General features: G+C 59.8%; 23 protein-coding genes. 13 read left to right on the forward strand and 10 right to left on the reverse strand.

The window, feature by feature from the left end; genetic code table 11:
* Positions 1-74: 74 nt before the first annotated feature.
* Positions 75-2,264 carry a glutamine synthetase III family protein gene (locus tag PREDE_RS05770; protein ID WP_005844998.1) on the reverse strand — a complete coding sequence of 730 codons (2,190 nt, stop codon included), beginning with the start codon at positions 2,262-2,264 and terminating at the stop codon, positions 75-77.
* A gap of 273 nt (positions 2,265-2,537) precedes the next feature.
* Between PREDE_RS05770 and PREDE_RS05775 the strand changes: the two genes are divergently transcribed.
* The 3 genes from PREDE_RS05775 to PREDE_RS05785 all read left to right on the forward strand — a co-directional run bounded on the left by PREDE_RS05775 (position 2,538) and on the right by PREDE_RS05785 (position 5,096).
* Positions 2,538-3,164 (forward strand): hypothetical protein, encoded by a 627-nt coding sequence (locus PREDE_RS05775; RefSeq protein WP_005844999.1) that lies wholly within the window; start codon positions 2,538-2,540, stop codon positions 3,162-3,164.
* Positions 3,165-3,208: 44 nt separating this feature from the next.
* Positions 3,209-4,096 carry a hypothetical protein gene (locus tag PREDE_RS05780; RefSeq protein ID WP_005845000.1) on the forward strand — a complete coding sequence of 296 codons (888 nt, stop codon included), beginning with the start codon at positions 3,209-3,211 and terminating at the stop codon, positions 4,094-4,096.
* A gap of 142 nt (positions 4,097-4,238) precedes the next feature.
* A complete protein-coding gene (locus tag PREDE_RS05785; RefSeq protein ID WP_005845002.1) occupies positions 4,239-5,096 on the forward strand; it encodes an enoyl-ACP reductase FabI in 858 nt (285 codons plus the stop codon).
* A 117-nt stretch (positions 5,097-5,213) separates the two neighbouring features.
* On the opposite strand, the gene PREDE_RS05790 is transcribed toward PREDE_RS05785, so the two are convergent.
* From PREDE_RS05790 to tsaB, 9 genes are all read right to left on the reverse strand, one after another.
* Positions 5,214-6,254, reverse strand: coding sequence for a glycoside hydrolase family 43 protein (locus PREDE_RS05790; protein WP_005845003.1), 1,041 nt, complete (start codon positions 6,252-6,254; stop codon positions 5,214-5,216).
* A gap of 39 nt (positions 6,255-6,293) precedes the next feature.
* Positions 6,294-7,277 carry a hypothetical protein gene (locus PREDE_RS05795; protein WP_005845004.1) on the reverse strand — a complete coding sequence of 328 codons (984 nt, stop codon included), beginning with the start codon at positions 7,275-7,277 and terminating at the stop codon, positions 6,294-6,296.
* A gap of 149 nt (positions 7,278-7,426) precedes the next feature.
* A complete protein-coding gene (locus PREDE_RS05800) occupies positions 7,427-8,182 on the reverse strand; it encodes a hypothetical protein (RefSeq protein WP_005845005.1) in 756 nt (251 codons plus the stop codon).
* Between the two features lie 213 nt (positions 8,183-8,395).
* Entirely contained in the window at positions 8,396-9,829 is a 1,434-nt protein-coding gene (gene rseP / locus PREDE_RS05805; protein WP_005845006.1) for an RIP metalloprotease RseP, read from the reverse strand.
* Between the two features lie 16 nt (positions 9,830-9,845).
* Positions 9,846-11,006, reverse strand: a complete 1,161-nt coding sequence (locus PREDE_RS05810) for a 1-deoxy-D-xylulose-5-phosphate reductoisomerase (RefSeq protein ID WP_005845007.1) — start codon at positions 11,004-11,006, stop codon at positions 9,846-9,848.
* 37 nt (positions 11,007-11,043) lie between these two features.
* A complete protein-coding gene (gene rimM, locus PREDE_RS05815) occupies positions 11,044-11,568 on the reverse strand; it encodes a ribosome maturation factor RimM (RefSeq protein ID WP_005845008.1) in 525 nt (174 codons plus the stop codon).
* Positions 11,561-12,871, reverse strand: coding sequence for a UDP-N-acetylglucosamine 1-carboxyvinyltransferase (gene murA / locus PREDE_RS05820; protein ID WP_005845009.1), 1,311 nt, complete (start codon positions 12,869-12,871; stop codon positions 11,561-11,563). Before murA ends, rimM begins: the two co-directional genes overlap by 8 nt.
* A gap of 2 nt (positions 12,872-12,873) precedes the next feature.
* Positions 12,874-13,467, reverse strand: coding sequence for a DUF4290 domain-containing protein (locus PREDE_RS05825; RefSeq protein WP_044126804.1), 594 nt, complete (start codon positions 13,465-13,467; stop codon positions 12,874-12,876).
* Positions 13,468-13,588: 121 nt separating this feature from the next.
* A complete protein-coding gene (tsaB, locus tag PREDE_RS05830) occupies positions 13,589-14,281 on the reverse strand; it encodes a tRNA (adenosine(37)-N6)-threonylcarbamoyltransferase complex dimerization subunit type 1 TsaB (protein WP_005845013.1) in 693 nt (230 codons plus the stop codon).
* Positions 14,282-14,417: 136 nt separating this feature from the next.
* On the opposite strand from tsaB, the gene PREDE_RS05835 reads away from it, so the two are divergent.
* From PREDE_RS05835 to PREDE_RS05880, 10 genes are all read left to right on the forward strand, one after another.
* Positions 14,418-15,293, forward strand: coding sequence for a YicC/YloC family endoribonuclease (locus tag PREDE_RS05835; protein WP_005845015.1), 876 nt, complete (start codon positions 14,418-14,420; stop codon positions 15,291-15,293).
* 183 nt (positions 15,294-15,476) lie between these two features.
* Complete coding sequence (gene gmk / locus PREDE_RS05840; protein WP_005845019.1) at positions 15,477-16,073, forward strand: guanylate kinase; 597 nt, start codon at positions 15,477-15,479, stop codon at positions 16,071-16,073.
* Positions 16,074-16,083: 10 nt separating this feature from the next.
* Complete coding sequence (nadD, locus tag PREDE_RS05845) at positions 16,084-16,689, forward strand: nicotinate (nicotinamide) nucleotide adenylyltransferase (protein ID WP_005845021.1); 606 nt, start codon at positions 16,084-16,086, stop codon at positions 16,687-16,689.
* Between the two features lie 83 nt (positions 16,690-16,772).
* Entirely contained in the window at positions 16,773-18,686 is a 1,914-nt protein-coding gene (locus PREDE_RS05850; protein ID WP_005845023.1) for a sulfatase-like hydrolase/transferase, read from the forward strand.
* Between the two features lie 32 nt (positions 18,687-18,718).
* The gene (locus PREDE_RS05855; protein ID WP_005845024.1) at positions 18,719-19,813 is read left to right on the forward strand and encodes an acyltransferase family protein; all 1,095 of its coding nucleotides are present in this window, start codon (positions 18,719-18,721) and stop codon (positions 19,811-19,813) included.
* Positions 19,810-20,820 (forward strand): acyltransferase family protein, encoded by a 1,011-nt coding sequence (locus tag PREDE_RS05860; protein ID WP_005845025.1) that lies wholly within the window; start codon positions 19,810-19,812, stop codon positions 20,818-20,820. The genes PREDE_RS05855 and PREDE_RS05860 overlap by 4 nt, the downstream gene beginning before the upstream one ends.
* Positions 20,817-21,779, forward strand: a complete 963-nt coding sequence (locus PREDE_RS05865; RefSeq protein ID WP_005845026.1) for a UbiA prenyltransferase family protein — start codon at positions 20,817-20,819, stop codon at positions 21,777-21,779. Before PREDE_RS05860 ends, PREDE_RS05865 begins: the two co-directional genes overlap by 4 nt.
* Positions 21,780-21,783: 4 nt before the next feature.
* Positions 21,784-22,434: an HAD family hydrolase gene (locus PREDE_RS05870; RefSeq protein WP_015298543.1), complete on the forward strand. Its 651-nt coding sequence runs from the start codon at positions 21,784-21,786 to the stop codon at positions 22,432-22,434.
* Positions 22,397-22,810, forward strand: a complete 414-nt coding sequence (locus tag PREDE_RS05875; RefSeq protein ID WP_005845028.1) for a GtrA family protein — start codon at positions 22,397-22,399, stop codon at positions 22,808-22,810. The genes PREDE_RS05870 and PREDE_RS05875 overlap by 38 nt, the downstream gene beginning before the upstream one ends.
* Entirely contained in the window at positions 22,811-24,247 is a 1,437-nt protein-coding gene (locus PREDE_RS05880) for a DUF6080 domain-containing protein (RefSeq protein ID WP_005845029.1), read from the forward strand. It begins immediately after the preceding gene.
* Position 24,248 lies beyond the last annotated feature (1 nt).

The following is a 24,248-nucleotide window of genomic DNA, read 5'->3' on the forward strand; positions in this document are numbered from 1 at the left end:
TAAAAAACGGGAATGCCGCAGCATTCCCGTAGGTTTTTCGGCGTTGCCGCCCGCAGTTTTCACCGCCCCGGCGCCTATCGGATGAAGAGCAGCTCGCGGTATTTGGGCAGTGTCCAGAGCTCGTCGCTCACGATGAGCTCCAGCTTGTCTATCTGGTAGCGTATCTCCTCCATCTTGGTTTCCACGGTGTCGTGGTAGGCGATGGCGCGGTCGCGCAGGTTGTCTATCCTGTTGGCCACCTTGCGGGCGTTGACCAGTTCCTCCACGCCCGTCTCGATAATCTGGGTGCGCTCGGCTATCTCGCGGATGAGTTTCTTGTTGCGTGCCGTGAGGTGCGTGGCCTCTCCCTCGTCGAAGATGGCGTACATGTTGTCCACATTCTTGGCCAGCTGGCTCTGGTAATGGGTGGCCACGGGGATGATGTGGTTCATCGTGAGGTCGCCCATGACGCGCGCCTCGATCTGTATCTTCTTGGTGTAGATCTCCCATTTCACCTCGTTGCGGGCGCGGAGCTCGTTCTCGTGCATCACGTTCAGCCGCTCGAACATCCTGATGGTGGCGGGATCGAGGTAGCGGTCGTAGGTGAGCGGGCACGAACTCTCGGTGTCGAGCCCGCGGCGGGCGGCCTCGGCCACCCACTCGTCGCTGTAGCCATTGCCGTCGAAATGGATGGGGGCGCAGGTGTTGATGTCCTCGCGGAGAACGTCGAGAATGGCACTTGTGCGGTCTTCGCCGGCCTGTTCCAGACGGTCCACACGCTCCTTGAAGTCGGCCAGAGCCTCGGCCACCGTGGTGTTGAGCACGATGAGGGAGCACGCGCAGTTGGCCTCGGAGCCCACGGCACGGAACTCAAAGCGGTTGCCGGTGAAAGCAAAGGGCGACGTGCGGTTGCGGTCGGTATTGTCGATGAGCAGTTCGGGAATCTCGGGAATGTCGATGTTCATGCCCTGCTTGCCCTTGAGGGTGAAGAGTTCTTTCTTGTCGGCCTTGCGGATATGGTCTATCAGGTCGGCGAGCTGCTTGCCCAGGAACGACGAGATGACGGCGGGCGGCGCCTCGTTGGCCCCCAGGCGGTGGGCATTGGTGGCCGTCATGATGGAGGCCTTGAGCAGTCCGTTGTGGCGGAACACGCCCATGAGCGTCTCGACGACAAAGGTGACGAAGCGCAGGTTGTCGGCCGGAGTCCTGCCGGGGGCGTGGAGCAGCACGCCCGTATCGGTGGAAAGGCTCCAGTTGTTGTGCTTGCCCGAGCCGTTGATACCCTTGAACGGCTTCTCGTGGAGCAACACCTGGAAGCTGTGTTTGTGGGCCACCTTCTTCATCAGACCCATCAGAAGCATGTTGTGATCGACGGCCAGGTTGCACTCCTCGAAGATGGGGGCCAGCTCAAACTGGTTAGGAGCCACCTCGTTGTGGCGTGTCTTGCAGGGAATGCCCAGCTCGAGGGCCTGCGTCTCCAGGTCTTTCATGAAGGCTTGCACGCGCTCGGGGATGGTGCCGAAGTAGTGGTCGTCCATCTGCTGGTTCTTGGCCGAGTCGTGGCCCATGAGGGTACGGCCAGTGAGCATCAGGTCGGGGCGGGCCGAGTAGAGGTCCTCGTCAACGAGGAAGTACTCCTGCTCCCAGCCCAGATTGGTCTGCACCTTGTTCACGTCGGGGTAGAACAGGCGGGCCACATCGGTTGCAGCCGTGTTGAGGGCATGGAGCGAGCGCAGCAGCGGCGACTTGTAGTCGAGGGCCTCGCCCGTATAAGAAATGAAGATGGTGGGGATGCAGAGCGTGTCGTCCATGATGAAGACGGGGCTTGTGGGGTCCCAAGCCGAGTAGCCGCGGGCCTCGAAAGTGTTGCGGATGCCACCCGAGGGGAAGCTCGAAGCGTCGGGTTCCTGCTGTACGAGCAGCTTGCCGGAGAACTCCTCGACCATGCCGCCGCGGCCGTCGTGCTCCACAAAGGCGTCGTGCTTCTCGGCGGTGCCCTCGGTGAGGGGCTGGAACCAGTGGGTGTAGTGGGTCACGCCGTTCTCCTCGGCCCACTGCTTCATGCCCTGGGCCACGGCGTCGGCGATGCCGCGGTCGAGGCGGGCACCGTTGTCTATCACGTCGATGAGCTTCTCATAAACGTCTGAAGGAAGATACTTGTACATCTTCTGCCGGTTGAAAACCTTGCGGGCGAAATACTCGGAGGGGCGTTCAACGGGTGCCACAACCTCGTGGGGGCGCTTGCGGAAGGCCTCGGTCACCGCCTCAAATCTCAAATTGGCCATTATCCTTGGGTATTAAAGTTTGCACTGCAAAATTACGCCAATCCGCCCAAAAGGCAAAACATTTGCCGGCTTTTTTATCTCCGGGCTACCTCTTTGTACAGATTTCGGGGCACGATGGCCCCAATAGTGTCAGCCGGGCATGGCGTGGCGGCGATGCTGCGTGGCGGGTGCCGACGGGAGAAAAAAAGGGAAACGAGACGTTGGGCGATACGGATGGAATGACTACCTTTGCACCGTCAATCTCCAAATAGTCACTCATCAACGACCAAACCCATGAATTTGAAATCTATGGCAGCCGGCCTTGCCCTCTGCCTCCTGCCCGGCATCGCCGGGGCGCAAGACGAAATTCCCACCCACGAAATCATGGTGAGCGTGGGCACCGGCACCACCAACCTGGGCTGGGACACGGGCAACAACTACGATGCCGCGTACTGGACCCGATACGAAGACCCGCTGCTGAACTATCGTTGGAGCAGCGTCTACGACAAGGGCACCGTGCAGCTGCCCTGCTTCGGCCTGTCCTATCGGAAAGACTTCGGCCGCAAACACCGCTTGGCCTATGGCTTCAACGTGGCCTACGAACCCAAGCACGGCAGTTGGAAACACCGCCTCACCGACGAGACCGTCTACCGCATGAAGGACAACTACCTGTCCGTGCTGCCCATGGTGCGCCTCTACTACAAGCGTCGCCCGGGCTTCCGCATGTATGGCGAGCTGGGCGTGGGCGGTGCGCTGAACGTGTGGCAGAACGGCGGCGAGCCCGACAGCCACGGCCGCGTGCTGCTCACCGGCCAGCTCACCTACCTGGGATTCCAGTGGGGCCACCTCCTGTTTGGCTCGGTAGAACTGGGCTTCGGCAGTCTCGGACTGCTGCGCGTGGGCACCGGCTACCGGTTCTAAGCATCATCCCCTATCCGCAAACACTTTCACATCAGACACATCTCATGAAAAAAATACTTGCCCTACTGCCCGCCATGCTGCTCTCACTGCTCCTCTCGAGCTGCATTGTCGAAGAGCCGGAAGAGAATCACCGTCCCACCCGGGGCATTTACGAGGCCTTCGAATATGTCAGGAACGCCAACCGGCCGATGCTCGATGCGCTGTTCATCACCTACCGCATGCAGGAGTACAACCGGCTGCAAACCGACTCGGCACGCCAGGCTTTTCGCAAGACCTACCTGCGGGACATGACGGTTAAAGACACGGTATCAAAGGAAAACTCTTTCAATCCTATGTACATATTGACCGATCGGAAGAGCGACTACTTCTATACACAGTACACCATTACCGACTATAGATACAACTATCTACGCATAGAATGTACCACCTATTTGTATAAAACGAAGACCCATCGCATGTTCGACGTCCATCAACAAAGCGACGGTTCATGGAGGATTGACAACTATGTTATCCATCCAACCACCAGCACCGACGATTCATCCAGGGAGCTATATTGGGCCGATTTGTTCTCGGTGGCCAACCGATTCTATGTCTGGGGCTCCGACCTGACAGCCAAATGGACGCTCCAGGACAATGGAGAACCGCAGTGCCGGCTGGAGGGGAAGATAGAGATGTACACCCTATTGAATATTCCTCTCCTTATCGAGGCACCCTTGTTGACACCATTCACCGTCAGCTATATACCCGCCGACACCACCGCTGCCGGCGGCGAAGGGAAGCCGGGGAGGCTGCGGGCGAGCGGCACACTGGGTCTCAACATCACCGATAGAGGCACAAAAGAGACTGAGCAGGCCACGGCGAAGTTCTCGGGAAAAGACGACGGACGCGTGCTCATCACCGCCCGCAACCTGTCGGAAGAGTGGTGGTACTAACCTCTGTGGACGGCTCCGCCACAGGCCGCCGGCCCGCAACGAAACGGAGACGGCGGGGGCGGCGCATGCAAAATCTCACCGCAATCACGGTTAAAGTCACAAAAACTTCGTACCTTTGCCCCAAGAAATACAACGAGAAAATATGAGTTACAATTTATTAAAAGGTAAGCGAGGCATCATCTTCGGTGCGCTCAACGAGAAGTCCATCGCATGGAAAGTGGCCGAACGAGCCGTAGAAGAGGGTGCCGTCATCACTCTCTCGAACACACCAATAGCCGTGCGCATGGGCACGGTGACCGCCTTGTCGGAGAAGCTCGGCTGCGAAGTCATCCCGGCAGATGCCACCAATGTGGAGGACTTGGAGAACGTGTTCCGCCGCTCCATGGAGGTGCTCGGGGGAAAAATTGACTTTGTGCTCCACGCCATCGGCATGTCGCCCAACGTGCGCAAACGCCGCACCTACGACGATCTGGACTACAAGATGCTGAACACCACACTCGACATCTCGGCCGTTTCGTTCCACAAGATGATTCAAAGTGCCAAGAAACTGAATGCCATCAACGAGTACGGCTCCATCGTGGCTCTCTCCTACGTGGCTGCACAACGCACTTTCTACGGCTACAACGACATGGCCGACGCCAAGGCCCTGCTCGAAAGCATCGCGCGTAGCTTCGGTTACATCTACGGCCGCGAGCACCACGTGCGCATCAATACCATATCGCAGTCGCCCACAATGACCACGGCCGGCGAGGGCATCAAGGGTATGGACCGCCTCTATGACTTTGCCAACCGCATGTCGCCGCTGGGTAATGCCGATGCCGACGAGTGCGCCGACTACTGCATCACCCTGTTCTCCGACCTGACCCGAAAGGTTACCATGCAGAACCTTTTCCACGACGGCGGCTTCTCCAACGTGGGAATGAGTCTGCGTGCCATGGCCACTTACGAGAAAGGACTCGAGGATTACATGGACGAGAACGGCAACATCATCTACGGATAAGGCTTCGACAAGCCACAACAAAAGCCTCTCCAAGCCCTTTCAAAGGAGGGGATGTCAAACGGGGCCATCGCTGCTTATGCAGCGATGGCCCCGTTTCGTTTGTGGTGTGGGGAGGCTTTACTTCTTGTTCAGCTTCAGCAGCCGTTGGTATTCCTTCTTGGTGATGCGCATGAAAGAGCCGTGCTGCGGTGCCGTAACACCCTCGATGTCCACGGGGTCGTGGAAATTGCGCAGGTTCTCGTCGGCCTTACAGATGCGGTAATGCTTGGGATGGTCGCTGTATTGGATGTAAGCCACGCGCCAAGTCTTGTCGCCGATGAGCTGGAAAGCCGACGAACCCTCGCAGTTCTTACGGCCCTCGAAGCTCACGTAGTCATCTTCCACAGGCTCGCCCCAGCCGTAGGTGAGGTGGTCGGAGGTGGCGGTGTAGATGCCGGGACGGCCTCCTTCTTTCTTGATAAGCATGTGATACTTGCCGTCAGCCAGCAGATTGATGTCGGCATCAATGGTAGCATAGCCCCAGTCGAAGAGCAAACGGGGCATCGTGAGCTGGGTAAAGTCCTTGTTGGCATAGCTGTAATACATGCGGTCGTAGGCCTCCTCGGGGCGATTCAGCATGGAATAATAGATCATGTAGCCGCCTTTCTCACCGCTGGGCCAACGGTAGTTGGGATCCCAAAATATCTGTGGAGCCCACACGCGGTTGATGGTGGACCAGTCGCGATAGGGCGACGTGGCGGTGGCGCCATCGCTGAAAATCGAAGGACCCTTGCGGTAATCGAAGGTCACCGAAGTCCAATTCACGAGGTCATCACTCTTGAGCAGGTCGATGCCGTAGTTGTCCCACTTGTGGCTTTTGGCCACGCACATGTCAGTGGTAACCATGATATAGCCCTTGCCATTCCATGCGCGGGTGATGTAAGCATCGCGTGTTCCTCCCTCGATGCGGGCGTGCTCCTTGGGGTCGAAGATGGCGTTGCCTTCCAGAATGTCCTGATAATGGTAGCCGTCGCGGCTCACGGCATAGGCCGTGTACTCGCCCTTGTCACTCATGTGACAGTAGAGATAACCGTAGTCGCCCTTGACAGGGTTCTGCGCCGAGGCGGTCAACGTGAGCCATGAGAGCAGCGCAAGCGTGATTTTTTTAGAATAGTGCATAAGCTTTAATGATGGTTTTAAGTTGATTTTTCAGGGTATTCAACTCGCCTGCTCCAGTCCGCGCTTGCGGAAAATCCAGATTTCGACTGAGTTAATCATGTTTTGCCAGAGGATGTAGCAGCCGGGACCTACCGACGACAATGGGTGCAAAAAGGCCGTGGCAACCCAGATGGCGAAGGCCGTATTCTTCTGTCCCAAGGCCTGTCCGGCCTCAATTGTCCTGCCGAAATAGTGGCCAATGAAGCGCCCCGTGGCAAATTGGATGATGCAAAGAAGCAGTGCCATGGCAGCGATGGACAGGAGAAAGAAGACCGAAGTGTGGCTCCACGCATCAGCAATGTTCATGGCAGTGGTGCCGGTGACCACCACAAGCGACGCGCCCCACATGTAGTAGCTCAGGTCTTTGACGCTGATTACCCAGCGGTGAAGCCGTCCGAAGCCGTGCTTCACGACGAAAGCGAGCAGCATGGGAAGCAGCAGCACGACACTCACTTTCCAGAGAATCTCCAGGAAGAGCGGCAAAAACGAGACTGCCTCCAAGGCGGCATCGGCCTGCGGCAGCAGGGGGAAACAGAGGGGAATGAGCAGTGCAGAGATGAAGTTGGACACGAAAGTATAGGTTGTCATCTCCTCCAAGCTGCCCCCGAGTTTGGCCGTGACGACGGCCGCGGCGGCCGCGCAGGGCCCGATGATACACACCAAAATGGCCTCGAGCATGACGAGGGCACGGCCCGTAATGCCGAACCCCACAACGCCTCCGACCAGTGCCAGCACGAAGATGACCTGCTGAAGGCCCGTCCAGAAATGCCATTTCACGGGCAACAACTTGCGGAAATCCACCTTGCAGAACGTCACGAAGAGGATGAGAAACATGAAGTCTGGCAACACATTGGCATTGTAAGGCTCATACCATTGCCCGATGGGACGCAACACGGGAACGAAGCGAAACAGCAAGTAGACGGCCGTGCCCGTTGCCATGGCAACGGGCAGAGTCCAGTCCTTGATGAATTTAACGACGCCCATGTATGCGGTAGGTAAGGGAGGGTGACGGCCTACATGGAACTGTGCGCCACTGCAGCCTTTGCAAATTTACGCATTATTTTGCGAACGGTCAAACAATGGCGGCAGTAAAAACAAAGAAAAGACGGCACCGCATCGGTGCCGCCCACTCATTACAGGATGCGTCCCACGAGAGAAAATTTCAGCACAGGATAGACTCGAATCTTATCCACAATCTTCGAGAAGTCGTTGTCACCATCGTTCCATTTGTTGACAACCACCTCTTGATAGTCCTGCATCACCTTGATTTTTCCATGGAACTGGCAACCCATTTCAAAGCGTGCCCCCATGCGATGCTTGGGCACCAGCCGGCCGAACCCCAGCCCCAGATAGGGGCGGAAACCCGCAGCTTCCAGTCGTCCGGACACGTTGCCATTGTCGTCGAACTTGATATTGTACTCATCAATCGCCGCCACAATCTTGCCTTTCATCTCGGGATGGTTGGCTATAAAGCCGGCCACCTCCTGGCTGTGACCGCTCAACTCGGCCACGGTCTTGCCGCCAAACGAGAATCCCGCCGCCACAAAGAAAGAGCTGTGCGTGCCAAAAGGATAGCAGTTGACCTTAAAATCGAGCATGGTGCGCCCGAAATTTCCCTTGGCTTCCACCTCTTTCACGGGGATGGACACGCCCGATGCATTGAGCGTACCCACGTCAATGTCGGCCTTTACCTTGATGCCAGGCATGACGTTCATGCCCAGACTCACCTCCAAATAGGGGGTCAAAGGCGAAGCCACACCCACGCCGATGCCTTCGGTGCCCACATCGACATGGGCGCCAAGACGGTTGAAAGTGCCATAAAAAACCTCTTGTGCGGGAGCCTGGAACACTGCCAGCAGCAATCCGCATAATGCAATCCATCGTTTCATTTCCTCTTATTTAGGTTATACAAAAGTTAAAAAGATAATCTTAGACACAAAAATACGTAATTAAAAGGTAGGGCAACATTTCTATTAAAACTATTTAACTAATCAAAACGATTTGTCATTCAAAAGACAACGGCCGGCCCAAACGCCACAGAAAGGGGCAGGGCCGGCCGCAGACGTTACAAAGACGACGCGCCGTGGGTCATGCAAAGCGCACTACATCACGCCGAGCCACCTGAGAATATCGTTCAGATTGGCCACCACCATGAGCAGCAACAGGATGGTGATGCCCACGTATTCGGCCCGAATCATAAAAGTCTCGGAGGGCTTGCGACGCGTTACAATCTCGTAGAGCAGGAAGAGTACGTGGCCGCCGTCAAGGGCAGGGATGGGCAGAATGTTCATGAAAGCAAGCATGATGCTCAGGAAAGCGGTCATCTTCCAGAACAGATACCAGTTCCAGCTGTCGGGGAAAAGGCTTCCGATGGAGCCGAAACCGCCCAGCGACTTCGCGCCGTCGGCCGAGAAGACATACTGCATATCGCTCACGTAGCCGGCCAGTACGTTCCACCCGTACTTGATGCCGGCCGGAAAACTCTGCCAGAAACTATACGTAATGTGCGTGGTGCGGTCCTTGTACATCTTCTCCAGACCGGGCGCAACGATGCCCAATTTGAGGCCGGAGGTGAGCATGACGCGCAGCGTGTCGGTCTTGCCTGTAGAGGCTTTGGCCACGACCAGCGTCACGTTCAACAGCCGCAGACTGTCGCGATGGGTGCTCACGGCCGAGAGTTGGTCGGCCACACGGCCTATCTCCTCCGTGAATTCGTTGTAAGAGTCGACGGCCTTTCCGTTCACGGCCAGTATCTTGTCGCCCTTGGCCAAGCCGGCCTTGAAAGCCGGAGAGACGATGGAATCCTTGCTGCCCTCGGCCACAGGCACACGCGGCGGCACGCTGTCGATGAGGGCGGGAACAAACGGCCGCAGGAACTGCGGCGTGGTCTTGAGCATGTCGAGCAGGTTCAAATCACCGGGAAGAGCCACGCGAACAGGCTTGCCATTGCGGATGACGTCGGCATACTGCGCCTTGGACAAGTCGCGGTAGACATCGACATTAAAGTCGCGGAACGTCCCCAGGTCGGTGCCCACAAGGATGTCGTGGTCGTGGAAGCCCAGCTTTTTGGCCTCGGTATTGAACTTCATGCCCTGCGACATGTCGGCCATGTTGATGTAGCTCTCGCCCCAATGGAACATAACCATCGAGTAGATGAACAGTGCCAACAGGAAGTTCACGGTCACGCCACCTATCATAATCATGAGCCTTTGCCAAGCCGGCTTGGTGCGAAACTCCCATGGCTGCGGCTCGCGCTTCATCTGTTCGGTGTCCATGCTCTCGTCGATCATGCCTGCTATTTTGCAGTAGCCGCCCAGCGGCAGCCAGCCCATGCCAAACTCGGTGTTGCTGTTTTTGGGTTTGAACCTGAAGAGCTTGCCGCTCCATTTGCCCACGGAGACATCGAAGAAGATGAAGAATTTCTCCACCCTCACGCCAAAGAGCCTTGCGGCCACCATGTGACCGCCCTCGTGGAGCAGCACCAGCAGCGAGATGGACAGGATGAACTGAAGCAGCTTGATCAGAAAAATTTCCATGTGTTTTTAAAAGGTTTTATGGGTGAAGAAAAGTCGCCGCAACCTCGCGGGCCTCGCGGTCGGTCTGCAAATAAGTGTCGAGATCGGGCTTGCGGTCGAACGTTGCCGTCTGCATGGTGTGCTCAATGATGTCGGCCATGCCGAGGAACGAGCACTCGCCACGGCGGAAAGCGGCATTGGCCACCTCGTTGGCCGCATTGAGAATGCAGGGCATGTTGCCGCCCTGACGGATGGCTTCGTAGGCTAGGGCCAGACACTTGAACTTGCTTATGTCGGGCTCGAAGAAGTCGAGACGGGCTGCAGCGAAGAGGTCGAGGCGGTCGCCGGCCAGCGGCAGACGCTCGGGATAGGAGAAAGCATACTGGATGGGCAGCCGCATGTCGGGCACACCGAGCTGTGCTTTCACCGCTCCGTCCACGAACTGCACGCCGCTGTGCACAATGCTCTGCGGGTGGATGAGCACCTGAATACGGTCGGCAGGTACGCCGAAGAGCCAGCGGGCCTCCATCACTTCAAAGCCTTTGTTCATGAGCGACGCCGAGTCGATAGTGATCTTTGCCCCCATGTCCCACGTGGGATGACGCAGTGCATCGGCCGCAGTGACACCGGCAAGCTGTTCGTGATTGTAGAGACGGAAGGGACCTCCAGAGCAGGTAAGCAGTATCTTGTCCACCTCGTTCATGTCCTCTCCCACCAGACTCTGGAAGATGGCACTGTGCTCCGAGTCGACGGGCAGCAAGTCGACGTGGTGCTGCCGCACCAGATTCAGGATGAGTTCACCGGCCACCACCAGCGTCTCCTTGTTGGCCAAGGCAATCTTTTTGCCGGCCTTGATGGCATGGATGGTGGGCACCAGCCCCGAGAAGCCGACCATCGAGGCCAGCACCACGTCCACCGGCCCGGCCTCGACCACCTGGCCGAGGGCCTCGCTGCCGGCATAGATCTGGATGTCGGGACGGTCGGCAAGCAACGCCTTCAGCTCGCCGTAGCGGGCCTCGTTGGCGATGACCACACAGGCCGGACTGAACCGGCGCGCCTGTTCGGCCAGCCGTTCCACACTGTTGTTGGCCGTGAGGCAGTAAGCCTCGTAGCGGTCAGGGTGCTGGGCTATCACGTCGAGGGCCTGCGTGCCGATGGATCCGGTGCTGCCCAGAATACATATCTGTTGTTTCTTCATACGTTGTTTGCTTGGCCCTGGGGTGTCTGTGGAGGGTTCAATCCAGCGAGAGCAGCCCGTCGGGGATGGTCATGGTGAGCGTGCGGGCGGCCTTGTCCACGCCCGTGACGAGCTCGTCGCTGGCCGGAATAAGGCATTCGCCACCCGCGTCCGTCTGCACGGCGAAGAGCGTGTTCACGGTGCTGGTGTCCACATCGGCGATGCGTCCCACGGTCTGCCCCGTGCCGGCATCGACCACTGCGTAGCCAATGATTTCGGGCCACGACGCATTTTCGGTGTCGGCCTCGGCGTGTTCGCGCGGAAAATACACGCTGCAGCCCGTGAGTTCGCGGGCTTGCTCCTCGGTATCGACGTCGGCAAACTTCACGAGTGCCACCTCCGACGAGCGAGACCGATACGCTTCCATGAAGAACGGCACCAGGATGCCGTCGATCTCCAGAACGAGAAAATCGGCGTCCACGCGGTCGAACACATCGTCACTGAACTGGAACGACAGCTCGCCTTTCACGCCATGCGGCTTGCCTAGGCGGCCTATGCGGTAGACCTCCTCCTGCCTAATCATCCACGCGCTGAATCTTGGCCCCCAGCTTGTTGAGGCGTTGTTCGATGTCCTGATAGCCGCGGTCTATCTGTGCTATGTTGGCAATGCGGCTCGTTCCGCTGGCGCTCATGGCGGCAATGAGCAGGGCGATGCCAGCCCGGATGTCGGGGCTCGTCATGCGTCCGGGCCGCAGCGTGATGCGGTGATCCTGCCCCACCACCACCGCGCGGTGCGGATCGCAGAGGATAATCTGGGCTCCCATGTCGATGAGTTTGTCAACAAAGAACAGCCGGCTCTCGAACATCTTCTGATGGACAAGCACCGAACCGCGGGCCTGCGTGGCCACCACGAGCAGCACCGAGAGCAGGTCGGGCGTGAGTCCGGGCCACGGCGCGTCGGCCAAAGTCATGATGGTGCCGTCGATGAAGGAGTCGATGACGTAGTGGCTCTGGTGCGGAATCACGATGTCGTCACCCTCCACCTTGAGCTTCACGCCCAGCCGGCGGAAGGCATCGGGAATCATTCCCAGGTTGCGCAGCGACACATCCTTGATGCGCACACCGCTGCCCACCATGGCGGCCATGCCGATAAACGACCCCACCTCTATCATATCGGGCAGCACGCGGTGGGTGGCCCCGTGCAGACGGGGCGTTCCGATGATGGTGAGCAGGTTGCTGCCGATGCCGCTGATGCTGGCGCCCATGGCGTTGAGCAGGTGGCACAGCTGCTGGATGTAGGGCTCGCAGGCCGCATTATATATAGTGGTGTTGCCGTGGGCCATGACTGCAGCCATGATGATGTTGGCCGTGCCGGTGACCGACGCCTCGTCGAGCAGCATGTAAGCACCCTTGAGACGCTGGGCCTGAATCTGGTAAACGTCGCGCTCTTCGTCGCGCACGAACTGTGCCCCGAGGTTCTTGAAGCCCAGGAAATGGGTGTCGAGCCTACGCCGTCCAATCTTGTCTCCACCCGGTTTGGCCACGGTGGCCTTGCCAAAGCGGCCGAGCAACGGCCCTATCATGAGCACCGAGCCGCGCAGCGAGGCACACTTCCCGACAAACTCCAGGCTGTCCAGATAGTCCAGATTGAGCCCGGAGGCCTGAAAGGTGTAGTCGTTGCGGCTGTGCCGCGTCACCTTGACACCGATGTCACGAAGCAGCTGAATGAGGTTGTTCACGTCAAGAATGTCGGGGATATTGCTCATCCTGACCGGCTCTTCGGTGAGCAGCGTGGCGCAGATCACCTCCAGCGCCTCATTCTTGGCCCCTTGGGGAGTGATGGAACCGCTGAGCCGGTGCCCGCCTTCAATGATGAATGACTCCATGGCTATCTCTTCTTGCGTTTCCTTTCGGTCTCTCGCATCACAATCTTGTCGAACTTGAACTTGGCCAAGTCCAGCTGAATCTTGCCGTCAGTGAAGCGTGCCAGGTCGTCGGCCACCTTCTCGTCGCTGTTGTAGCCGTGGCTCCACTGCATGAGGTCGCGCTTCATCTGGTTGGCGGCGAGCCGCGCCAGTGCGTCGCGCTCCTTGCCCAGGGCCATGGTCTTGAGCCGCTCGAAGATGTCGAAAATCATGCGGCCGTAGTGGCGCACGGGGATGCGGCCCGAGGGATAAGGCAGCGGTTCGGGGCGCGTGTGGATGGCATGGGCCTGCGACACGTCGTAGGGCCAGTCGATGTCGAGCTTGAAACCGCTGATGAGGGCCAGGTGGTCCCAGAGCTTCTGCTTGTAGTCGGCATGGTCTCTCACCTGTGGCGACATGCGCTCCATGACGGCCACGATCGACTCGGCACACCGCTGCCGCTCCGCCTTGTCGGGCAACGAGACGGCATGGTCCACCATGTTTTGCACTTCCCGGCCATATTCCGGCAGCACGAGCTGGCCGCGCTGGGTGTTATAGTCCAATCCTTCTATGTTCATAATATCGGCCTCCGCCAGTCTCCTCACGCGAGGGGCGTGCCGGCAGGAGGTGGGCACGGCACTTTGGAATGATAAGAAAAAAGTCCCCCACCCCGTTGCCGGGGAGTGCGGGGAGCGTGTGCTACAACAGTTTGCGCGGCTGCTTGGCCACGAAATCCTTCAGGTAGAAAGGCACGAAATAGGCCACGTCCTCGAACCGGCCCTCGGCCATGCGCTTTTCGGCCAGCGGAAACATGTTCTTGGCCAGGGCCTCCACGCCCTCGATGAAGCGGGCGTTGGGATGGCGTACCACCTCGCGGCACTTCATGGCGCCGTTGCCGAAGAAGTAGACCGGCCGGCTGTCCAGATACTCACGGTAGGTCTCCGCCTCCACCACGTCGGCGTGGATGGGCCGCACTTCCCGCAGACTGCGGTCGAAAAGCTGGGCGTAAACCTCCATACGGCGGGCGTCGAGCATGGGACAGAGCAGGGCGTCGGCCTCGGCCACCTGCTCTTGCAGCAGCACCGGCACGCAGAGCAGCTCCAGCGTGGGCACGGCGATGAGCTTCACGTCGCGGCCATAGCACACGCCCTTGGCCATCGACACGCCGATGCGCAGCCCCGTGTACGAACCCGGGCCGCAGCTCACAGCCACTGCGTCGAGCGGTATGGCGTGGTTGTCGGCAAACGAAAGGGCCTCGTCCACGAACGTGCCCAGCCGCTCGGCATGGTTGGGGCCGGTGTGGTCTTCTTGCTGAAAGATACATCCGCCATCCTCGCTGACGGCCACGGAGCACACGTCGGTGCTCGTCTCAATACTCAATATGCACGACATTGTCAATGAGTGGTTTTATGGATTCTACGGCGTGATGCTTCTGCGATTACCCCGTCAATCATCTTAATTAAGTGCAAATTTACTCTTTTTCCCGCCATTTTTTGTACTTTTGCAGAAATTTAACTTGAATCGGATCATGATACAATCGATGACGGGCTACGGCAAGGCCGTGGTGGCTTACAAGGACAAAAAAATCCATGTGGAAATCAAATCGCTGAACAGCAAGGCCCTCGACCTCTCGACACGCGTGGCTCCCCTCTACCGCGAAAAGGAGATGGAGATACGCCAGAAGCTGGCCGCCGCGCTGGTTCGGGGCAAGGTGGACTTCTCCATCTGGACGGAAAAGGAGTCCGTGGTCGACGCCACGCCCATCAATGCCTCCCTTGTCGAGAACTATTACGAGCAGATCAGGCAGCTCTCCGAGCGCACGGGCATCCCCGCGCCGACCGACTGGTATGCCACGCTGCTGCGCTTGCCCGACGTGCTGGCCCGCACCGAGACCGAGCAGCTCGACGACGAAGAGTGGCTGGCGGCCGGCCAGGCCATCGACCAGGCACTCGGCGAGCTCACGGCCTTCCGCCGCCAGGAGGGCGCCGCCCTGGAGCGCAAGTTCCACGAAAAGGTGGACAACATCGAGGCCCTGCTGCGCAGCATCGAGCCCTTCGAGCAGGGACGGGTGGCCAAAATACGCGAGAGCATCGTCAAAGGACTGGAACAGATACCCGAAGCCGACTACAACAAGAACCGCCTGGAGCAGGAACTCATCTACTATATCGAGAAACTCGACATCAACGAGGAGAAGCAACGGCTGGCCAACCACCTGAAATACTTCCGCCAGACCATGGCCGAAGACCAGCCCAACGGCAAGAAACTGGGCTTCATCGCCCAGGAGATGGGCCGCGAAATCAACACCACCGGCTCCAAAAGCAACCAAGCCGAGATGCAGAACATCGTGGTGAGGATGAAAGACGAGCTGGAGCAGATCAAGGAGCAAGTGCTCAACGCCCTCTAAGCCGCACCGCCACACGGCCGCCGTGCCGCCGTCATGGCCCCGCGAAAACGGTGCAGACGCCGTGCGATTACGCCGTTTTCGCCTCGCCTTTGCGCCGCAATCGCGCGGCGTTTACGGCGTGGACGCGACGCCCTTTCCCCACGGCCGCCGCCACACGCCCCCACAAACCCTGAAAGCATACCCATGCAAGACAACACGCAAACCCCACAGACAGGCCGCCTCATCATCTTCAGCGCACCCAGCGGAAGCGGCAAAAGCACCATCGTGAACTATCTGATGAAGGAGCATCCCGAGCTGCGCCTCGCCTTTTCCATATCGTGCACCAGCCGCGCCCCACGCGGAACGGAACGCCATGGCGTGGAATACTTCTTCCTCTCGCCCGAAGAATTCAGGGCCAGGATAGCCGCCGGCGAGTTCCTGGAGTACGAGGAAGTGTACCCCGGCCGCTTCTACGGCACGCTGAAAAGCCAGGTGGAGAGCCAGGCGGCAGCCGGCCAGAACGTGGTGTTCGACGTGGACGTGAAGGGCGGCTGCACCATCAAGCAATACTATGGAAACCGCGCCCTGAGCGTGTTCATCCAGCCCCCGTCGGTCGAGGCCCTGCGCCAACGCCTCGTGGGACGGGCCACCGATGCGCCCGAAGTGATAGAGCAGCGGCTGGCCAAGGCCGAATACGAACTGACGTTTGCCCCGCGCTTCGACTGCGTCATCGTCAACGACAACCTGACCCAGGCCGAGGACGAGGCCTGGCGGCTGGTTTCCGGATTCCTCAACCTCTAATCCCCTGCCCATGGCCGTGCCGCCATCCTCTCCCCGCCAACGCATCGGCATCTTCGGCGGCAGCTTCAATCCGCTGCACTGCGGCCACATCCGGCTGGCCCGCCAGCTGCTGCAGCTGGCCTCGCTCGACGAGATCTGGTTCGTGGTGTCGCCGCTCAACCCCCTCAAGGAGGCGGCCACCGACCTGCTGGCCGACGACCTGCGCCTGCTCATGACGCGCCAGGCGCTGGCCCGCGAGCCCCGGCTTCGGGCCTCCGACTACGAGTTCCGGCTGCCCAAGCCCTCGTACATGTGGAACACGCTGGCCCATCTTCAGGCCGAGTGGCCGGGGCGGGAGTTCGTGCTTGTCATCGGGGCCGACAACTGGCTGGCCTTTGACCGCTGGGCCCGCGCCGACTATATTCTAGCCCACCACGAGGTGGCCGTGTACCCACGCCCCGGCTACCCGGTGGACTGCACCGCGCTGCCGCCGGGCGTACACCTGCTCGACACCGACCTTTACCACGTGAGCAGCACCGACATCCGCCGCCGCGTGCAGGCCGGACTGTCGGTGGAGGGACTGGTACCCGAGTCCATCCGCATGCTCGTGGAGCAATACTATCGCACGGACGAATAACTTTTTGCGCTGTTTTTGTCGCCCGAACCTTTGCCTTTTACCCTTTTTGTACTATATTTGCAGTTGTGATTAGCAATAGATTCATGCGGGTGCCGGGGCGCATCCCCCACCTCCTGCTCCGCCCCATAGCGGCCAACGGCGTGTTCTTCGTCACGATGTACGTGCTCGGTGTGGCGTGCGCGTTGCTCACGCTGCCCCGCCGGCAAGGCGCCGCGCTCTACGAAAACCTGTTCGTGGAGCTGTTCCTCGACGTCTATCTGGCCTGCACGGTGCTGGCCGTGCTGCCCCGGCGCGTGCGGCTGTGGGCCCGGCGGCTGGCCTATGTGGCGCTCTACGGCGTGGCCGTTGTCGATGTTTACTGCTTCTGGAAGTTCGATTCCACGCTCACTCCGTCCATGCTTTTGCTCGTGAGCGAGACCGACAGCCGCGAGGCCGGCGAGTTCCTGCGCTCCTATCTCTCGCCCGAAGTGCTGTTCTCTCCGCTGGGCTGGCTGTTCCTGCTCATGGCGGTGCACGCGGCATGGACGCTGCGCCGCCGCCTCTTCCACCTGTTGGGCTACCGCCGCCGCATCCTGCTGCGAGCCCGTCTGGAGCGGCTCGAGGCGCGGGGGCGGTCGTGGCGGCTGCAACTGGGCGCCGCCGTGGGCGTGGCTGCACTGCTTGCGGCGGGTGCCGTGTGCAGCTGGAACAACAAGGTGCAGATGACGCGGCTCATGACGGCCAGCACCATCGGCCACGTGGAGCACCTGCTCACCGAACACGACCACGGCGTGTTCTACCTGCCCATCTACAGGCTGGCCTTCAGCGTCTACAGCAATGCGCTGGCCTCGCAACAGGTAGACCGCTGCATCGCCGCCGCCCAAACCGTGCGCGTGGACTCCTGCTCCTACCGCTCGCCCAACATCGTTCTCATCATCGGCGAGAGCTACGGCAAGGTGCATGCCCAGCTCTACGGCTACCGGCTGCCCACCACCCCGCGCCAGGTGAAACGTGTGCGCAGCGGACTGCTCACGCCGTTCGGCGACGTGGTGACCTGCTGGAACCTCACCAGCTTTGTGTTCAAGAACGTGCTCTCACTCCATGTCGTCGGCGAGAAAGGCGAGTGGTGCGACTACCCGCTCTTCCCCGAACTGTTCCGCAAGGCGGGCTATCGCGTCACTTTCCTCACCAACCAGTTCCTGCCCAAGGCCCAGGAGGCGGTGTATGATTTCTCCGGAGGTTTCTTCCTGAACAACCCCACGCTGAGCGAGGCCCAGTTCGACACGCGCAACACAGAGCTCCATCCCTATGACGACGGGCTGCTGGCCGACTACGACCGCTTCCTCAAGGAGGGCTGCATCAGGCTGGCCAAGGGCGGCCGCAACCGGGCCGACGCAGCCACAACACAGGGCGACCGCAACCTCATCATCTTCCATCTCATCGGCCAGCACGTGAACTATCGCACGCGCTGCCCCAACGACCGGCGCGTCTTCACGCCCGAGGACTACGAGGAAGCCCGCCCCGAGCTGAACCTCCGCCGCCGGCAAACCATCGCCGACTACGACAATGCCGTGCGCTACAACGACTCCATCGTGGATGCCATCATCCGTCGATTCGAGAACGAGGACGCCGTCGTCATCTACATGCCCGACCATGGAGAGGAGTGCTATGAGCCGGGGCGCAACTTCATTTGCCGCAACCACAGTGCCGCCATTGACTGGCCGTTGGCCCACTATGAGTTCGAGATACCGTTCTGGATCTACTGCTCCCACCGCTACGCCGTGCGCCATCCCGAGGTGTTCAAGGCCATCAAGGACGCCAAGGACAAGCGTTTCATGACCGACGCCCTGCCCCACATGATGGTGTGGCTGGCCGGCATTGCCGCCAAGGATTACAGGCCGGCCTACAACCTGCTCTCGCCCGACTACAACCCGATGCGCCCGCGCATCCTCAAAAATTCGGCCGACTACGACCTGCTGCGCGCCCGCCACGAGGCTGCGCGACGCGACAGAAAGTAGCCGCCGAACCTGCTTACGACCAACTTTGACGCATGGAATACAGAATCAACCACGAGCTCCTGAGCCGCGCCGAGTGCAACGCGCTGCGCGGTCTGGCCATTCTCGGCATCTTCCTGCACAACTATTGCCACTGGCTGGGGCCCGTGGTGAAAGAGAACGAATACCAGTTTTTCCGGCACAATGCCGCCTGGCTGGACCAGGCATTGACCGCCCCCGACGCACTGCTGCCGCTCCATCTGCTGTCGTTCTTCGGTCACTATGGGGTGCCGGTGTTCCTGTTTCTCAGTGCCTTCGGACTGGAACGCAAGTACGGCGGCCCCGCACCCGCGGCGGCTCCGCTGGCTTTCGTGCGCTATCATTACCTGAAACTCTTCAAGATGATGATAGTGGGCTTCATCTGTTTTGCCATTGTCGATGTGCTCACGCCCGGCCGCTGGCACTACAGCGTGGTGCAGATCGTGGCTCAATTGGCCATGCTCAACAACCTGTTGCCCGAGCCCGACCGTAACATCTGGCCGGGGCCCTACTGGTTTTTCGGGCTCATGCTCCAGCTCTACATCGTCTACCGGCTGCTGCTCCACCGCCGCCACTGGGGCTGGACAGTGGGGCTTATGCTGGCGTGCACGGCTGCGCAGCTGCTCTTCGACCCCGAGGGCGAGGCGCTCAACCGCTACCGTTACAACTTCATGGGCGGCATGCTGCCTTTCGGCATGGGGCTGCTCTTTGCACGTTATGGCGAGCGCGTCATACTGTTGAGGCTGAATGCAGGGGCCCTGCTCATGTCGGCGGTCATCACTTCTTTCTTTATCTACGGGCTGAGCGGCAGTTTCTGGGGCTGGGTTTTGGTGCCCGCCCTGGTGTGTTATGCCAGTGTCTACGTGGTGAAGTTCGTCGGCAGCGTGCGTCTGGGCGGCCTATCGGCCCGTCTGCTGTGGGTATTGGAGTGGATGGGCAGCCTCTCGGCGGCCCTCTTTGTCATCCATCCCGTGCTACGCAAGCTGTTCATTCCCATCTCGAGGGGCGGCGACATCTATGTGGGTCTGCTGCTCTACGTCATCACTTCACTGGGTGCCGCGTGGCTCATCCGCGAGCTGATGAAGAAGATTCCGAACCCCCACCTGTCATGAAACACGCCATTCCCGACATCGAACTGGCCAACATCAGCCGCTATCGAGGCGAGCTTATGGGGGCGGCCATGCTGTTCATCATCCTGTTCCACGTGGCCTTGCCCCGATGGGATGCCTTTTACGGGCTGCGTCGCATGGGCAACATCGGGGTCGACATCTTCCTCTTCCTCAGTGGTGTGGGCCTCTGGTTCTCGTGGGTGAAACGGCCCGACGTGCGCCGATTCTTCCGTCGCCGCTACCTGCGCATCTATCCGGCGTGGCTCATCATTGCCTGTCTCTACTACATTCCGCGCTTCCACGGCGGCAGTGTCATGGCGTGGATCGACCTCGTGGGCGACATCGCCATCAACTGGGACTTCTGGATTCGCGACGAGCTTACGTTCTGGTACATTCCCGCCACCATGATGCTCTACCTCCTGGCACCGCCTTATATGGAGCTCATTCGCCGCCACCCGGTGTACCGCTGGCTGCCCGTGGTAATGGTAATGTGGTGCATTCTGGTGGAGTGGGTCACACCAATCCACCACGCCGTGGGCCATTTGGAGATCTTTTGGAGCCGTATTCCCATCTTCTTCATCGGCATCAACATGGGCGAGATGGTGCGCACCCGGCAGAAAGTAGACGGCACCGGGGTGTGGATGATACTGCTGATCTTCGTCATGGGACTGGCTTCCAGCATCTTCCTGGAGCAGGTTCGGCACGGCCAGTTCCCGCTCTTCATCGAGCGTATGCTCTACATTCCGCTCACGGTGACGGCCATCCTGCTACTCAACCGCGTGTTCCGCCGCACCCCGGCAGGCTTCAACCGTGCTTTCAGACTGGTGGGCGCGCTGAGCCTGGAGTGCTATCTCGTCCACATTCACTTCGTTCTCGACTACATCCCCAAGGGCTGGACCTACTGGCCTACGTTCGTTGTTTGTCTGGCCGTGACACTGCCATTGGCCTGGCTGCTGGCCAAGGTGGCCGGCTGGCTGTCGGCCCGAATAGATCAATTGATACCCGAATGAAGAATCTCCTACGCCTTATCCGGCCCGCTCAATGGATGAAGAACTTCTTTGTCTTCGGCCCTCTCGTCTTCGGCGGAGCCCTGTTTCGCGGCGACGCCCTGCTGTCGGGGGCCGTCGTTTTTCTGGCTTTCAGCCTTGCAGCATCGAGCATTTACTGCTTCAACGACATTCACGACGTGGCCGACGACCGGCGGCACCCCGAGAAATGCCACCGCCCCATCGCCTCGGGAGCCGTCTCCATCGGCCGGGCCTACGCGCTCATGGCCTTGCTCTTCGCGGCTTCCATGGCCCTGTGCCTGCTGTTGGGCACGTGCCAGATGGCCCCGGAGGACACCGCACTGCTTGCTCAAAGCGCAACGTTCAATGTTCAATGCTCAATGTTCAGAGCCCCAAGTTCCGCATTCAGAGTCCTTGCGGTGATCCTGTTCTATTGGTTGCTCAACCTGGCCTACTGCGCCAAGCTCAAGCAATATGCCATCATCGACGTGTGCATTGTGGCTTTCGGGTTCGTGCTGCGCCTGTTGGCCGGGGGCCTGGCAACGGGCATCGCACTAAGCAAATGGATAGTGCTCATGACGTTTCTGGTCACTCTCTTCATGAGTTTTGCCAAGCGGCGCGACGACGTGCTGCGCATGGAGGCCACCGGTGAAGCCCCCCGAAAGAACACCATACACTACAACACCACCTTCATCAACCAGGCCATTACCATCACGGCAGCCGTCACACTGGTGTGTTACATCATGTACACGGTGAGCCCCGAGGTCATTGCCCAGCTACACAACGACTATCTTTATCTCACGAGCGTGCTGGTATTGGTGGGTCTGCTGCGCTATATCCAGATTGCCGTAGTGGAGAAAAAGAGTGGCAATCCTACCCAGGTGATCCTCCGCGACCGGTTCATCCAGCTCGTGGGACTGGTTTGGCTGCTGGCGTTCCTGATGATAATCTATGTGCTCTGACGACATGACGACCCCTCACCACCCCATAACGGCCGGACAAAGCCCGGCGGCAACCGAACGCAAGAGGCTGTATGCCTTCGACTTCGACGGCACGCTCACCACCCGCGACACGCTGCTCGCCTTCATTCGCCACGTCCGGGGCCTGCCCGCCCTGCTGGGCGGACTGCTGCTCCACGCCCCGCTGCTGGTGCTGATGAAGCTGAAACTCTACTCCAACAGCCGGGCCAAGCAACGCCTCTTCTCTTTCTACTTCAGGGGAATGCCGCTCGAAGCCTTCGATGCCTGCTGCCGGAGCTTTGCCCACGACTCGGCCCACCTGCTGCGGCCACAAGGCCTTGCGGCCATGGACCGCGCCTTGGCCGAGGGTGCCGAGGTGCTCATTGTGAGTGCAAGCATCGACAATTGGGTGGCCCCGTTCTTCCTGCCGCACCGCCAGGTGCGTGTGCTCGGCACGCAGGTCGAGGTTGCCGGCGGCCGTCTCACCGGCCACTTCGCCTCCCCCAACTGCTACGGGGCGGAAAAGGTGAGGCGTGTGGAGACCGCGCTCAGCGGGCCGCGCTCACACTATTTCATCACCGCCTTTGGCGACAGCCGGGGCGACTGCGAACTGTTAGCCTATGCAGACCAAGGATATTACAAGCCGTTTCGCCCCTGAACGACGGCAGCAGCTGGGCGAAGTGCTGCGCTTCGGCATCGTGGGGGCCGTGGCCACGCTGATACAATATGGTGTCTACCTGCTGCTGTTGCGGTGGGCAGCCGCCGGCGTGGCCAACACTTTGGGCTACGCCGTCAGCTTCCTGTTCAACTTTTATGCCAGCACCCGCTTCACGTTCCACGTCAAGGCCAATGCCCGGCGCGGCGCGGGCTTCGCGCTGAGCCACCTTGTCAACTACCTGTTGCAGATGGTCACGCTGGCCCTTTTCCTCTGGCTGGGCGTGCCCAGACAGCTGGCACCCATCCCCATGTTCGGTATCTGCGTGCCCGTCAACTTCCTGCTGGTGCGCTTTTTCCTCAAACAACACAGCTCCTGAATGCCTTACCTCTCCCTCTTCAAGATACGCCGCGACGAACGGTGGACGGCTCTTGCGGCCCTCGTCTACACCATCACGCTCAACGTTCTCGTCATTGCGCGCTATGCAGACCGGTTTATGACTCCAGCCGACAACTACCACCGGCTTTTCGTGCGCACGTTCCACATCTCGGGATTCGACCCCCTCACCTATGCCGTGGTGTCCAACTGGGACACGGAATACAACATCTACCGCCATCCGTTGCTGGCTTTCTTCATGTACATTCCCAACCAAATCAACCAAGGCCTCATGCTGCTCACGGGCTGCAACTGCGCCCAACTGGTGGTGGGAGCCCTGCTGGTGGCGTGCAGTTTCTATGCGTTTGTCTTCCTTTGCCGCATCTTCCACGAGGTGGTGGGCGTGACGCGGGCCGACGCCTGGCTACTCGGCGGCCTCACGTTTTCGTTTGCCTATGTCATGGTGGCCGTGTCGGTGCCCGACCATTTCGCACTCTCGATGTTCATGCTGGTGCTCACCCTCTACCTGACTGGGCGCAAGATGCAGCACGGGAGGCCCATGCGCGCCTGGCAAACGCTGCTGCTCTTCACACTCACGGCCGGCATCTCGCTCAACAACGGAATCAAGACGTTCATGGCCTGCTGGGCTGCCAACGGCCGCCGTTTCTGGCGGCCGGCCCACCTGCTGCTGGTCGTCGCCTTGCCGTCGGCCCTGCTTTGGGGCGTGGCCCGACTGGAATGGTACCATTTTGAGCGGCCCAAATACATCACCCGACAGGAAATCCGTGCCCGCAACGAGCAGATACGGCGCGACAAGACGGCACGCGCTTTCCGCGATACCACGCGTCTGCGCGACACCGCCGCCATCCACCGGGCCATCGACCGACTGCTGGCCGCGAAAGCCCAAGCCCGTCAAGCCCGCGAAAACCACAAGCCTTGGAAAGCCCATGTGGGCCGTCCCATCGCCCAAGGCGAGTTCTCACAGTGGACCGACATCACCACGCCGCGGTGGCCGTCGGTGGTCGAAAATCTCTTCGGCGAGGCGTTGCAGCTGCACCAGGACCATCTGCTCGAAGACGACCTGTCCACCCGTCCCGTCATCGTGACCTACCGCTACGCCCTCAACTACGTGGTCGAGGCCCTGCTCGTACTGCTCTTTCTGGCGGGCGTCTGGTGCGGACGACGCAGCCGTTTCCTCTGGCTGGCCCTCGGTTTCTTCCTTTTCGACATGTTCATCCACGTGGTGCTGGGCTTCGGTCTCAACGAGGTTTACATCATGTCGCCCCACTGGCTCTTCGTGCTCACCATAGCCATGGCCTACTTATTCAGGGCACTCCGCCGCTCGCCGAGGCTGCACACGGCTGCCCGCCTGACGGTGCTCACGCTGGCTCTCTTCTTCCTGGCATGGAACGGATGGCTCTACACAGAGTACCTCTGGTAGG

Source organism: Prevotella dentalis DSM 3688 (genome assembly GCF_000242335.1).
GTDB lineage: Bacteria > Bacteroidota > Bacteroidia > Bacteroidales > Bacteroidaceae > Prevotella > Prevotella seregens.

Coding starts and splice junctions, on each gene's coding strand:
- PREDE_RS05770 (WP_005844998.1), bottom strand. CDS start 2,264: ATGGCCAATTTGAGATTTGAGGCGGTGACCGAGGCCTTCCGCAAGCGC.
- PREDE_RS05775 (WP_005844999.1), top strand. CDS start 2,538: ATGAATTTGAAATCTATGGCAGCCGGCCTTGCCCTCTGCCTCCTGCCC.
- PREDE_RS05780 (WP_005845000.1), top strand. CDS start 3,209: ATGAAAAAAATACTTGCCCTACTGCCCGCCATGCTGCTCTCACTGCTC.
- PREDE_RS05785 (WP_005845002.1), top strand. CDS start 4,239: ATGAGTTACAATTTATTAAAAGGTAAGCGAGGCATCATCTTCGGTGCG.
- PREDE_RS05790 (WP_005845003.1), bottom strand. CDS start 6,254: ATGCACTATTCTAAAAAAATCACGCTTGCGCTGCTCTCATGGCTCACG.
- PREDE_RS05795 (WP_005845004.1), bottom strand. CDS start 7,277: ATGGGCGTCGTTAAATTCATCAAGGACTGGACTCTGCCCGTTGCCATG.
- PREDE_RS05800 (WP_005845005.1), bottom strand. CDS start 8,182: ATGAAACGATGGATTGCATTATGCGGATTGCTGCTGGCAGTGTTCCAG.
- rseP (WP_005845006.1), bottom strand. CDS start 9,829: ATGGAAATTTTTCTGATCAAGCTGCTTCAGTTCATCCTGTCCATCTCG.
- PREDE_RS05810 (WP_005845007.1), bottom strand. CDS start 11,006: ATGAAGAAACAACAGATATGTATTCTGGGCAGCACCGGATCCATCGGC.
- rimM (WP_005845008.1), bottom strand. CDS start 11,568: ATGATTAGGCAGGAGGAGGTCTACCGCATAGGCCGCCTAGGCAAGCCG.
- murA (WP_005845009.1), bottom strand. CDS start 12,871: ATGGAGTCATTCATCATTGAAGGCGGGCACCGGCTCAGCGGTTCCATC.
- PREDE_RS05825 (WP_044126804.1), bottom strand. CDS start 13,467: ATGAACATAGAAGGATTGGACTATAACACCCAGCGCGGCCAGCTCGTG.
- tsaB (WP_005845013.1), bottom strand. CDS start 14,281: ATGTCGTGCATATTGAGTATTGAGACGAGCACCGACGTGTGCTCCGTG.
- PREDE_RS05835 (WP_005845015.1), top strand. CDS start 14,418: ATGATACAATCGATGACGGGCTACGGCAAGGCCGTGGTGGCTTACAAG.
- gmk (WP_005845019.1), top strand. CDS start 15,477: ATGCAAGACAACACGCAAACCCCACAGACAGGCCGCCTCATCATCTTC.
- nadD (WP_005845021.1), top strand. CDS start 16,084: ATGGCCGTGCCGCCATCCTCTCCCCGCCAACGCATCGGCATCTTCGGC.
- PREDE_RS05850 (WP_005845023.1), top strand. CDS start 16,773: ATGCGGGTGCCGGGGCGCATCCCCCACCTCCTGCTCCGCCCCATAGCG.
- PREDE_RS05855 (WP_005845024.1), top strand. CDS start 18,719: ATGGAATACAGAATCAACCACGAGCTCCTGAGCCGCGCCGAGTGCAAC.
- PREDE_RS05860 (WP_005845025.1), top strand. CDS start 19,810: ATGAAACACGCCATTCCCGACATCGAACTGGCCAACATCAGCCGCTAT.
- PREDE_RS05865 (WP_005845026.1), top strand. CDS start 20,817: ATGAAGAATCTCCTACGCCTTATCCGGCCCGCTCAATGGATGAAGAAC.
- PREDE_RS05870 (WP_015298543.1), top strand. CDS start 21,784: ATGACGACCCCTCACCACCCCATAACGGCCGGACAAAGCCCGGCGGCA.
- PREDE_RS05875 (WP_005845028.1), top strand. CDS start 22,397: ATGCAGACCAAGGATATTACAAGCCGTTTCGCCCCTGAACGACGGCAG.
- PREDE_RS05880 (WP_005845029.1), top strand. CDS start 22,811: ATGCCTTACCTCTCCCTCTTCAAGATACGCCGCGACGAACGGTGGACG.